The 11670-nt window shown below is 73.3% G+C and carries 12 protein-coding genes; 10 read left to right on the top strand and 2 right to left on the bottom strand.

What is annotated here, in order from left to right:
- Positions 1-18: 18 nt before the first annotated feature.
- Positions 19-732, bottom strand: coding sequence for a PepSY domain-containing protein (locus E4623_RS04535; RefSeq protein ID WP_134765270.1), 714 nt, complete (start codon positions 730-732; stop codon positions 19-21).
- 375 nt (positions 733-1107) lie between these two features.
- Between E4623_RS04535 and ileS the strand changes: the two genes are divergently transcribed.
- The 7 genes from ileS to E4623_RS04500 all read left to right on the top strand — a co-directional run bounded on the left by ileS (position 1108) and on the right by E4623_RS04500 (position 8594).
- Positions 1108-4371 carry an isoleucine--tRNA ligase gene (gene ileS, locus E4623_RS04530; protein ID WP_134765269.1) on the top strand — a complete coding sequence of 1088 codons (3264 nt, stop codon included), beginning with the start codon at positions 1108-1110 and terminating at the stop codon, positions 4369-4371.
- 112 nt (positions 4372-4483) lie between these two features.
- On the top strand, positions 4484-5164 hold the full coding sequence (locus tag E4623_RS04525) for a VOC family protein (RefSeq protein ID WP_134765268.1): 681 nt from the start codon (positions 4484-4486) through the stop codon (positions 5162-5164).
- A gap of 34 nt (positions 5165-5198) precedes the next feature.
- Positions 5199-6266, top strand: a complete 1068-nt coding sequence (gene dapE / locus E4623_RS04520; RefSeq protein WP_209020483.1) for a succinyl-diaminopimelate desuccinylase — start codon at positions 5199-5201, stop codon at positions 6264-6266.
- On the top strand, positions 6266-6991 hold the full coding sequence (locus E4623_RS04515; protein ID WP_134765266.1) for a TIGR00730 family Rossman fold protein: 726 nt from the start codon (positions 6266-6268) through the stop codon (positions 6989-6991). Before dapE ends, E4623_RS04515 begins: the two co-directional genes overlap by 1 nt.
- A complete protein-coding gene (locus tag E4623_RS04510; protein ID WP_245154862.1) occupies positions 6988-7338 on the top strand; it encodes a DivIVA domain-containing protein in 351 nt (116 codons plus the stop codon). Before E4623_RS04515 ends, E4623_RS04510 begins: the two co-directional genes overlap by 4 nt.
- 13 nt (positions 7339-7351) lie before the next feature.
- Complete coding sequence (locus E4623_RS04505; protein WP_134765265.1) at positions 7352-7777, top strand: hypothetical protein; 426 nt, start codon at positions 7352-7354, stop codon at positions 7775-7777.
- A 1-nt stretch (position 7778) separates the two neighbouring features.
- Positions 7779-8594: a M14 family zinc carboxypeptidase gene (locus tag E4623_RS04500; protein ID WP_134765264.1), complete on the top strand. Its 816-nt coding sequence runs from the start codon at positions 7779-7781 to the stop codon at positions 8592-8594.
- A gap of 20 nt (positions 8595-8614) precedes the next feature.
- On the opposite strand, the gene E4623_RS04495 is transcribed toward E4623_RS04500, so the two are convergent.
- Entirely contained in the window at positions 8615-9421 is an 807-nt protein-coding gene (locus tag E4623_RS04495; RefSeq protein ID WP_134765263.1) for an enoyl-CoA hydratase-related protein, read from the bottom strand.
- Positions 9422-9549: 128 nt separating this feature from the next.
- On the opposite strand from E4623_RS04495, the gene E4623_RS04490 reads away from it, so the two are divergent.
- From E4623_RS04490 to E4623_RS04480, 3 genes are read left to right on the top strand one after another with little or no spacing between them, the layout of a single operon-like run.
- Complete coding sequence (locus tag E4623_RS04490) at positions 9550-9717, top strand: DUF3117 domain-containing protein (RefSeq protein ID WP_091024313.1); 168 nt, start codon at positions 9550-9552, stop codon at positions 9715-9717.
- Positions 9714-11315 carry a leucyl aminopeptidase family protein gene (locus E4623_RS04485; RefSeq protein ID WP_134765262.1) on the top strand — a complete coding sequence of 534 codons (1602 nt, stop codon included), beginning with the start codon at positions 9714-9716 and terminating at the stop codon, positions 11313-11315. Before E4623_RS04490 ends, E4623_RS04485 begins: the two co-directional genes overlap by 4 nt.
- Positions 11315-11653, top strand: a complete 339-nt coding sequence (locus E4623_RS04480; protein ID WP_134765261.1) for a hypothetical protein — start codon at positions 11315-11317, stop codon at positions 11651-11653. Before E4623_RS04485 ends, E4623_RS04480 begins: the two co-directional genes overlap by 1 nt.
- Positions 11654-11670 lie beyond the last annotated feature (17 nt).

Genomic DNA, 11670 nt, shown 5'->3' with positions numbered 1-11670 from the left:
ACCGTACGACGAGCGGGGTCAGTCGTCGCGCTCGACCCGGAGCACGGCGCCGCTGACGGCGTCGATGGTCACGGTCTGCTCGTCGGCGGTGTCCTCGTCGAGCTGGACGTCCCAGGTCGCGCGGCTGCCGTTGTCGTCGTCGAGGTCCAGGTCGATCGAGGTGACGGTGCCACCGGGCACCTCGCCCAGGGCGGCCTGCACGGCGGCGGGCAGGTCGACGGTCGCGTCCTGGAGCAGCCGCTGACGCTCGGCGAGGTCGTCGTCCCCGCCGGCGTCGTCCCCGTCGTCGTCCCCGTCGTCGTCGCGGTCCTCGACCGGCCCGCGGGTGACGGTGGAGCCGTCGGGGCCGACGGTGAGGTCGTGCTCGGTGCCGTCGGCGGTCACCACCGTCGCGTCCCACCCGTCGCGGTCCAGGGCGACGGAGAAGACGACGGCGCCGTCGAGCGCGCCGAGCGCGGTCCGGGCGGCGGCGAGGACGTCGCCGGCCGGCGCGGCCGGGTCGCTGGGGTCGCTCGGGGCGTCGGCGGGTGCCGACGACGAGTCGGTCGCGGCCGGGCTGTCGCCGGAGGACGACGGCGAGGAGGACGAGGCGGACGAGGCCGGCGCGGTGTCGTCGGCGGCGGCGTCCCCGTCGTCGCCGCCGCAGGCGACGAGCGTGAACGCCAGCGGCGCGACGGCGAGGACGGCGAGCCGGCGGCCGGACAGCGGGGACAGGAAGGACGGGCGGTTCATGGTGATCTCCTCGACAGGGTGTGCGACCGGTACCCCCCGACCTTCCCGCCGCGGCCGTCAAGGGGGCGCGAACCGGAGGTCAAGGGCACGCTAAGGCCCGGTCGGTGCCGCGCGGGCCCAACCAATTCGTCATCGTCGCCGGCGCCGCCCTACCCTGGGAGCACAGGCGTTCGAGCCGTCATCAGCGGCGAGCCTCCGGAAGAACAGCCCCTCCCGGGAGGGCGGGGCCCAGTAGAGCCGGACGGGTGGCCCGTCACAGCCGACAACGAAGTGGTCCCGCAGCAGGTGGGCGGGGCAATCGAGGTGGTACCGCGGCAGCCCGTCGTCCTCGTCGTGACATGCACGTGACGTCCGACGAAGCGCCAGGAGCCCCCGATGCCGTACCCCAAGAACGCACCCGAGCAGGGTGTCCCGTCGAGCCCGCGGTTCCCGGAGATCGAGGAGCGGATCCTCGCGTTCTGGCAGGCCGACGGCACCTTCCAGGCGAGCATCGACCAGCGCGACGCCGGCGCCGACGGCGCCAACGAGTTCGTCTTCTACGACGGCCCGCCGTTCGCCAACGGCCTGCCCCACTACGGCCACCTGCTCACCGGCTACGTCAAGGACCTGATCCCGCGGTTCCAGACGATGCGCGGGCGCCGCGTCGAGCGCCGCTTCGGCTGGGACACCCACGGGCTGCCGGCCGAGCTGGAGGCGATGCGCCTCAACGGCATCAAGACGACCGACGAGATCCTCGAGCTCGGCATCGAGAAGTTCAACGACGCCTGCCGCGAGTCGGTGATGAAGTACACCGGGGAGTGGCGCGACTACGTCACCCGCCAGGCCCGCTGGGTCGACTTCGACAACGACTACCGCACCATGAACCCCGACTACATGGAGTCGGTCATGTGGGCGTTCAAGCAGCTCCACGACAAGGGCTACGTCTACGAGGGCTTCCGCGTGCTGCCCTACTGCTGGAACGACGAGACGCCGCTGTCCAACCACGAGCTCCGGATGGACGACGACGTCTACCAGATGCGGCAGGACCCCGCCGTCACCGTCGGCTTCGAGATCACGACCGACGGCCCGCTGCAGGGCGCCAAGCTGCTCATCTGGACGACGACCCCGTGGACCCTGCCGAGCAACCTCGCCGTGATGGTCGGCTCCGACATCGACTACGTCGTCGTCGAGAGGGACGGCGACCGGCTGGTCCTCGCGGAGGCCCGGCTGGCGGCGTACGCGCGCGAGCTCGGGGACGAGCCGACCGTGGTCTCCCGCCACACCGGCGCGGACCTGCTCGGCCTGGTCTACCGCCCGCCGTTCGGCTACTACGAGGGTCACGAGAACGCCTTCCGGGTGGTCGCCGCCGACGAGGCCGTCACGACCACCGACGGCACCGGGCTGGTGCACAGCGCCGGTGCGTTCGGTGAGGTCGACAAGGAGGTTACCGACCGCGAGGGCATCGAGGCCGTGATGCCGGTCGGCAAGGACGGCCGCTTCACCGCACCGGTCACCGAGTACACCGGCATGCTCGTCTTCGACGCGAACCCGCACATCATCGACGACCTCAAGTCCGTCACGGCCGGCGAGCCGGCCGGCGCGGTCACCGCCGGCACGGTGCTGCTGCGTCGCGAGACCTACGACCACTCCTACCCGCACTGCTGGCGCTGCCGCGAGCCCCTCATCTACAAGGGCGTCTCGTCGTGGTTCGTGCAGGTGACGGCGTTCAAGGAGCGGATGCTCGAGCTCAACCAGCAGATCAACTGGGTGCCCGACCACATCCAGGACGGCCAGTTCGGCCGGTGGCTCGAGAACGCCCGCGACTGGTCGATCACCCGCAACCGCTTCTGGGGCAGCCCGGTGCCGGTGTGGGTGAGCGACGACGCGGCCTACCCGCGTGTCGACGTCTACGGCTCGTTCGCCGAGATCGAGCGTGACTTCGGCCGGGTGCCGACGAACGCCGCCGGCGAGCGCGACCTGCACCGGCCGTTCGTGGACGACCTCACCCGGCCCAACCCCGACGACCCCCGCCCCGAGGGGGAGCGTTCGACGATGCGCCGCGTCCCCGACGTCCTCGACGTGTGGTTCGACTCGGGCTCGATGAGCTACGCCCAGGTGCACTACCCGTTCGAGAACAAGGAGTGGTTCGACGGCAGCGCCGAGAAGAAGGGCCACTTCCCGGCCGACTTCATCGTCGAGTACATCGGCCAGACCCGCGGCTGGTTCTACACGCTGCACATCCTGGCGACGGCGATCTTCGACAAGCCGGCGTTCGAGAACTGCATCAGCCACGGCATCGTGCTCGGCTCCGACGGCAACAAGATGTCGAAGTCGCTGCGCAACTACCCCGACGTCCGCGAGGTCTTCGACCGCGACGGCGCCGACGCGATGCGCTGGTTCCTCATGTCGAGCCCGATCCTGCGCGGCGGCAACCTCGTCGTCACCGAGCAGGGCATCCGCGACTCGGTGCGCCAGGTGCTGATCCCGCTCTGGAACAGCTGGTACTTCTTCCAGCTCTACGCCAACGCCGCGAACGGCGGCGCCGGCTACGAGGCGACCTCCGACGCGTCGGTGCGCTCCTCGGTCCCGCTCGACCGCTACCTGCTGGCCAAGTGCCGAGAGTACGTCGAGGAGATGACCTCCGCGCTCGACGAGTACGCCGTCGCCGAGGCCTGCGACGCGACGCGCTCGTTCCTCGACGTCCTCACCAACTGGTACATCCGGCGTTCGCGCGACCGGTTCTTCGACGAGGAGCCGGCCGCCTTCGACACGCTCGGCACCGTGCTCGAGACCGTGTGCCGGGCGACCGCGCCGCTGCTGCCGCTCACCACCGAGGAGATCTGGCGCGGACTGACCGGTGAGCGGTCGGTGCACCTCACCGACTGGCCGCTGGTCGAGGAGCTGCCCGCCGACGTCGCCCTGGTCGTCGCGATGGACCAGGTGCGCGAGATCTGCTCGGCGGCGTCGGCGCTGCGCAAGGCCGCCTCGCTCCGCAACCGGCTGCCGCTGGCCCGCCTGACCGTCGTCGTGGCCGACCCCGACGCGCTCGCGGCCGAGGGCCTCGAGGGCCTGGTCGCCGACGAGGTCAACGTCAAGGAGGTCCGGCTGCTCGCCGTCGACAGCCCGGAGGCGGCGGCGTACGGCGTCGAGCAGAAGCTCACCGTCAACGCCCGCGCCGCCGGCCCGCGCCTGGGCCGCGACGTCCAGCTGGCCATCAAGGGCTCCAAGTCCGGTGACTGGTCGGTGGCCGACGACGGCACCGTCACCGCGGGCGGGCTGGCGCTGGTCGAGGGCGAGTACGCCCTCGAGACGGTCGCCGGCTCGGCCGACGCCGACACCGCGACCGGGGTGCTGCCGGGCGGCGGCTTCGTCGTCCTCGACACCGCGGTCACGCCCGAGCTGGCCGCCGAGGGCCTGGCCCGCGACCTGGTCCGCGCCGTCCAGCAGGCCCGCCGCGACGCCGGCCTCGACGTCTCCGACCGGATCGCGCTCACCCTCGCCGGTAGCGAGGCGGTGGTCGCGGCGGCCCGCACCCACGAGGCGCTGGTCGTCGGCGAGACCCTCGCGACGTCGTACGAGGTGGTGCTCGGCGACGGCGCGGGCGCCGCCACCCTCGTCGGTGACGGCGAGAAGGTCGCGATCACCCTCACCAGGGCCTGACTCCACGCTGACCCGTCACCTATAGGTGACGGGTCAGCCGGGAATCCACGCCGACCCGTCACCCATCGGTGACGGGTCGACGAGGGCCGGCGCACCTGAGAGGGTCGGGAGCATGACCGCTGCCTCCTGGCTCGAGCTCTGCCTCGACGTCCACGACCCCGGGAAGTTCGACGCGATGGCGTCGTTCTGGTCCACCGCCGCCGGGCTGCGCCGCGAGCCGTGGCCGGGCGCGGGCGACGAGCCCGACGACCTGGTCGGCGGAGCGGGGTGCGGTATCTCGCTGTGCCCCGTGCCCGAGCCGAGGACCGTCAAGCACCGCGTGCACCTCGACGTGCACGTCCGCGCGGTCGACGACCTCGTCGCCGCCGGCGCCACCGTCCTCCAGGAGCTGCCGCACTGGACCGTGCTGGCCGACCCCGAGGGCGGCGAGCTCTGCGCGTTCGTGCGCGCACCCGACCAGGACCTGCCCGACTACCGGGTCCACGAGGTCGTCGTCGACGCCGTGGATCCCGAGCGGATCACCCGCTGGTGGGCTGACCGGTTCGACGTCGGCGTCCAGAACGACGGCGAGCCGTGGTGGTGGGTCCAGGACGTGCCGGGCATGCCGTTCGACTCGCTGGTCTTCCAGCCGGTGCCCGAGCCGAAGACCGTCAAGAACCGCGTCCACTGGGACCTCGAGGGCGACGTCGACGACTTCCTCGCCGCCGGCGCCACCCGACTCTGGGACCAGCCGCGCTGGACCGTGCTCGCCGACCCCGAGGGCAACGAGTTCTGCGTGTTCGCTCCGCGTTGACCGGACGGTTCCGGGAGGCTGATTGACTGGGGCTGTGGAACTGGACCTCACCCTGGACGCCGTCACCCTCACCCGCGCCCTCGTCGACATCGAGTCGGTGAGCAAGAACGAGCAGGCCATCGCCGACGCCGTCGAGGGCGCGCTGACGACGCTGCCGCACCTCACCGTCGTCCGGCGCGGCAACACCGTGGTGGCCCGCACCGACCTCGGCCGCGACGAGAGGGTGGTCATCGCCGGCCACCTCGACACCGTGCCGCTCAACGACAACCTGCCGAGCCGGCTCGACGAGGAGACCGGCCTGCTGCACGGCCTCGGCACCTGCGACATGAAGGGCGGCGACGCCGTCATCCTGCGCCTGGCCGCGACCGTGCCGGAGCCGGTGCGCGACGTCACCTACATCCTCTACGAGGCCGAGGAGATCGACTCCGAGTTCAACGGCCTCAACAAGCTCTCCCAGTCCGACCCCGACCTGATGCAGGCCGACTTCGCGATCCTGATGGAGCCCTCGGACGCCGTCGTCGAGGCCGGCTGCCAGGGCACCCTGCGCATCGAGGTCCGCACGACCGGCGAGCGGGCGCACTCGGCCCGGTCGTGGAAGGGCGTCAACGCGATCCACGGCGCGGCCGACGTGCTGGCCCGGCTCAACGCCTACGAGGCGCGGCGGCCGGTGATCGACGGGCTTGAGTATCACGAGGGCCTGAACGCCGTGTCCATCCGCGGCGGCGTCGCCGGCAACGTGCTGCCCGACGAGTGCGTCGTCGAGGTCAACTTCCGCTTCGCGCCCGACCGCAGCGAGGCCGAGGCCGAGGCGTTCGTCCGCGAGTTCTTCGACGGCTACGACGTCCGCCTCACCGACACCGCACCCGGCGCCCTCCCCGGCCTCGACCGGCCGGCCGCCCGCGAGTTCATCGCCGCCGTCGGCGGGGTCGTGAACCCCAAGTTCGGCTGGACCGACGTCGCCCGCTTCACCGTCCTCGGCGTCCCGGCGGTGAACTTCGGTCCCGGCGACCCGATGCTCGCCCACAAGCAGGAGGAGTTCGTGCCGATCGAGCACGTCGAGCGCTGCGAGCAGCAGCTGCGCCGCTGGCTGGGCGGCCTCTGATGGTCAAGGCGAGGATCAAGGGCCCGATCGTCGAGCGACGCGCGCAGCGCGACGGCACCACCGCCGACCAGCGGCTCCTCGACCACCGCGCCCGGCTCGACACCAGCACCGACTACTGGCGCGTGCTGCGCATCCAGGCCGAGTTCGTCGAGGGCTTCGGCGCCCTGGCCGACCTCGGACCCGCCGTGTGCGTGTTCGGCTCGGCCCGCACCGCCGCCAGCGACCCGGCGTACGCCCAGGGCGAGGAGGTCGCCCGCCGCCTCGTCGAGGAGGGCTTCGCCGTCGTCACCGGCGGCGGTCCCGGAGCGATGGAGGCCGCCAACAAGGGCGCCACCGAGGCCGGCGGCGTCAGCGTCGGGCTCGGCATCGAGCTGCCCTTCGAGTCCGGCCTCAACGAGTGGGTCGACCTGGGCATCAACTTCCGCTACTTCTTCGTGCGCAAGACCATGTTCGTCAAGTACAGCCAGGGCTTCGTCGTCCTCCCGGGCGGGCTCGGCACGCTCGACGAGATGTTCGAGGCGCTCACCCTCGCGCAGACCCAGAAGGTCACCGCCTTCCCCGTGGTGCTGCTCGGCACGGCGTACTGGTCGGGACTGATCAGCTGGCTGCGCGACACCGTCCTGGCCGACGGCAAGATCTCCCCGTCCGACCTCGACCGGCTCGTCGTCACCGACGACCTCGACGAGGCGGTCGCCCTCATGGTCGCCGCCCGGGACGCGTCGTGACCTGGGTCTTCGTCGTCGTGGTCGTCGTCGCGATGGGCGGGATCGCCCTGGTCGCGGCCGGGCGCGGGGCGCCGATGAGCGTCGAGCACGACGACAGCCCCGACCTCTTCGTGCCGGCGCACGGCGACCTCACCGGCCGCGACCTGCGCCGGGCGCGGTTCCCGGTGGTGCTGCGCGGCTACCGGATGGCCGAGGTCGACGAGCTGCTGTCGCGGCTGGCCTCGCAGCTGGAGGCGCACGCTCCCGTCGACGGCTCGCCCGACCCCTCGCACCAGCCGGCCGCGGAGCCGGCCGACGAGCTTGGATTCGCGCCGGAGCGCCGGGAGGACGCCCCGCCGGCCGGGTGAGACACTGCGACCCGTGTCCCCGCTCGTCGTCTACCTGCTCACCGGCCTCGCCGCCGTCGCAGTGGTGCTCACCCGGCTGAGGCTGGGGCGCTCGCGCGGCGGCGCGGGCCGCGTCGACGTCGCCCGCGCACCGCTCGGCGTCCACACGGTGGTCGGTGCCCTCGCGCTGGTGGCCTGGGTGACGTTCCTCGCGGGCGCCGACGCACTCGGCGAGGACGCCACCACCCTGCTCGGCCTGGTCGCCCTCGTGCTGTGGTGGATCGTCGCGCTCGCCGGGCTGCTGATCCTCGCGCGCTGGCTCCCGGCCCGGGGCAGGCACGCGGCGGGCGGCCTCGAGGACTCCTGGTCGAGCGGGCCAGGGCTGTCGGTGCTCGCCCACGTCGGCATGGTGGTCACCGTCGGCGTCTTCACCTACGCCTACCTGGTCAAGGCGGTCTGACGTGCGCCCCCGGACGGCGGCCGGCCTGCTCGCCGCCCTCCTCGGGCTCCTCGGGCCGTTCGTCGCCGTCCCCGGCGCCGGCGCCGGTGCCGCACCGGACGCCGGCACGGCCGCAGCGACCGCCCGCCCCGCCGACGCGGTCATCGGCTCCCGCACCCTCGGCCGCACCGTGGGCGGGCGCCCGATCACGGCGTACCACCTCGGCGACCCGACCTCGCCCGGGCTCGACACCGTCGTCCTCTTCTCGACCATGCACGGCAACGAGCCGGACACCCGGCACGCGCTGCGCGGGCTCGTCGACGGGTCGTGGGTGGCCGGGGTCGACCTCTGGGTGGTGCCGGTCTACAACCCCGACGGGCTGGCCCGCGGCACCCGCAGGAACGCCCACGGCGTCGACCTCAACCGCAACTTCCCCTACCGGTGGGCCGATCTCGACGGCAGCTACGAGTGGGGGCCGCGGCCGGCGTCCGAGCCGGAGACCCGGGCGGCGATGGCGTTCCTGCGCCGGGTCGACCCCGACTGGGTCCTCAGCTTCCACCAGCCGCTGAACGGCGTCGACACCGACACCAAGCGGCCGGCGTTCGCCCGGCGGGTGGCGCATCACCTCGGTCTCCCGACCCGCACGCTCGACTGCGGCGGCGTCTGCCACGGCACCATGACCGGCTGGTTCAACCACCACTTCGACGGTGCCGCCCTCACCGTCGAGTACGGCGCCTCACCCTCGCGCGCCCGGCTCCGCCGCGACGTCCCCGACCAGGTGCTCGCGATCTTCGACGCCGCCCGCGGCACCGCCGTGGGCGAGCCGACCCGGCCCTGACCCCGCCGTCGAGGGCGGGCTCAACGGCCCTCGAAGACCGGCTTCTCCTTGGCGACGAAGGACGCGACGGCGGCCTGGTGGTCGGCGGTGGCGCCGGTGCGGTTCATCATCGTGCCCTCGAAGGCGAGCGCCTCCTCGAACGAGTGCCCGGCGGCGTACGCGACCGCGGCACGCATCGCGCCGAGGGCGACCGTCGGGCCGGTGGCGAGCCGGGCGGCCAGCGAGGCGACCTCGGCGTCGAGCCGGTCGGCCGGGACGACGGACGTCGCGAGCCCCAGGGCCAGCGACTCCTCGGCGCCGACCGTGCGCGGGAAGTACAGGAGCTCCATCGCCCTGGCCCGCCCGACGAGCAGCGGCAGGTGGTACGACGCCCCGGTGTCGCACGAGAGCGCGACCCCGGCGAAGGCCAGGTTGAAGCCGGCCGTGTCGGCGACCACGCGCAGGTCGCAGGCGAAGGCGAGGGACGCGCCAGCACCCGCCGCGACACCGTTCACGGCGGCGATGACGGGCTTCTCCATCCCCGCGAGCGCCGTGACGATCGGGTTGTAGTGGACCTCGACGGTGTCGAAGAGCTGCGCGCTGTCGCCGGACTGCAGGATCCGGATGTGCTCCTTGAGGTCCTGGCCGGTGCAGAACGCGCGGCCGGTGCCGGTGAGCACCACGCACCGGGCTGCTGGGTCGGCCGCGACCCGGCGGACCGTCTCGAGCAGCAGCTCCTTGGTCGCCACGTCGAGGCTGTTCATCGCCCCGGGACGGTTGATCGTGATGGTGGCGACCCCGTCGGTGAGGTCGAGGAGCACGGGTGCGTCGGCGGTGTCGGCGGGCATGCAGGGGAGTCTGCCACCGCCAACCTGCAGGTCGGGGCTGCGGCCGGTGCCACTCATGGGGGATAATGGCGGAGCACGTGAGCGGCAGTGTCGGACTGCGCTCCTCGTTCGACAGGAAGAGGTGCCGCATGGCGGCCATGAAGCCCCGCACCGGTGACGGTCCACTCGAGGTCACCAAGGAGGGGCGCGGCATCGTGATGCGCGTCCCCCTCGAAGGCGGTGGCCGGCTCGTCGTCGAGCTCAACGCCGAGGAGGCCGGCGCCCTCGGGGACGCCCTCAAGAACGTCGTCGGGTGAGTCGGGCGTCTCGGGTCCCGTCCGCTCCGAGCCTGCCCAGCCAGGTCTCGCCACCCCAGGTCGCGCTCACCCGCGTGCCGCTGCACGCGCTGGTCGGCGTCGACGTCGTCGCGCTGCCGGTGTTGCCGGGCGACGGTGTTGACGGGGCCGACGGGGCCGACGGGGCCGACGCGCCGCTGCTCGGACCCGGTGCGGCCGCGCTGGCCGAGGTCCTCGACCTCGACCTGGTGGCGATCGCCGAGGCCGGCGGCCTCACCGGCGCCGTCGGCGAGTCCCTCGTCGTCCCGGTGCCGCTCGGCGCGCCCGAGAACGCCGACCTGCGGGCCGTCGTCCTGCTCGGTGTCGGGGCGCAGACCCCGACCGACCTGCGGCGCGCCGCGGCCACGCTGGCGCGCGTCGTCCGCGACCGCGACGCCGTCGCGACCACGATCGCCAGCCTCGACCCCGAGCACGGCATCGAGGCCGTCGTCGTCGGGCTGATGCTCGGCTCCTTCGCCTTCACCTGGCGCTCGCGCCCGCCCGAGCACGTGCCGGTGCGCAGCGTCGTCCTGGCCGGCCTGCCCGAGCGCACCGCCGACCTCGACACCGCCGCCCTCGACCGGGCCCTCGCCCTCGGCGGCGCCGCCTGGCGCGCCCGCACGCTCGCGACGGTGCCCTCCAACCTCAAGAACCCCGCCTGGCTCGCCGCGCGGGCCGAGGAGATCGCCGAGGAGGCCGGGCTCACCTGCCGGGTCTGGGACGACGAGCAGCTGCGCGCCGACGGCTTCGGCGGCATCATCGGCGTCGGCCAGGGCTCGGCGACGCCGCCGCGGCTGATCCGGCTCGACTACAGCCCGCCCGGCGCCACGAGGAAGACCCCCACCGTCGTCCTGGTCGGCAAGGGCATCACCTTCGACACCGGCGGCATCTCCATCAAGCCCGCCCAGGGCATGGTCGCGATGAAGCGCGACATGACCGGCGGCGCCGTCGTCCTGTCCGCCATGGCCGCGCTCGGCGCGGTCGGCTGCCCGGTCCGGGTGGTCGGGCTGGTGCCGGCCGCCGAGAACGCCGTCTCCGGCAGCGCCACCCGCCCCGGCGACGTCCTGCGGCACTACGGCGGTCGCACCTCCGAGGTCACCAACACCGACGCCGAGGGCCGACTGGTACTCGGCGACGCCCTCGCCTACGCCGTGGCCGAGCTCGACCCCACCGTCGTCGTCGACGTCGCCACCCTCACCGGCGGCGCCAAGGTCGCGCTCGGCCAGCAGGTCGGCGCGCTCTTCGCCAACGACGACGCCCTCGCCGACCTCCTCCTCGACGCCGGCACGACGGCGGGGGAGCCGTTCTGGCGACTCCCGCTGTTCGCCGGCTACGAGGAGAAGCTCGCCTCCAAGGTTGCCGACGCCGACAACGGCCCGAGCGGGCCGGGCGCCATCATGGCGGCGCTGTTCCTGCAGCACTTCGTCGGCGGCCTCCCGTGGGCGCACCTCGACATCGCCTCGGTCGGCGACGTGCCCGACGACCGCTACGAGTGGACCGAGGGCCCCTCCGGCTTCGGCGCCCGCGCGCTGCTCACCTGGCTCGGGAGCCCCGACCCGCTCGCCGGCGTCGGCGCCTGATGCGCTCCCTGACGATCCGCTGGTCGCTCGCCGACGCGCCCGACGGCGTCGAGGACGAGCTGGCCGCGTTCGTCGCGGGCACCTCCCACGCGCGCTTCACCGGCATGCCCGGCCTGCGCTACAAGGTCTGGCGGGTCCGCCCCGGCGAGTGGTTCGAGGGGTTCTACGTCTTCACCACCGACGCCGACCGGGCCGAGTTCCAGCGGGCCTTCGTCGACACGATGGCCGAGGCGCCCGGCACCCGGATGATCGGCAGCCTCCCGGTCACCGTCGAGGAGTCCGAGGTCGTCGCCGTCGCCGAGGGGTGGGACGGCTTCCTGCCCGCGGCCCGCGCCTGAGGACCGGAGGCCCCCGG

It is taken from the genome of Nocardioides sp. 1609, from assembly GCF_004522105.1.
In the GTDB taxonomy this organism is placed as follows: domain Bacteria; phylum Actinomycetota; class Actinomycetes; order Propionibacteriales; family Nocardioidaceae; genus Nocardioides.
The sequence above is the reverse complement of the archived record's forward strand: the minus strand, read 5'-3'. Positions and strand labels throughout refer to the sequence as shown.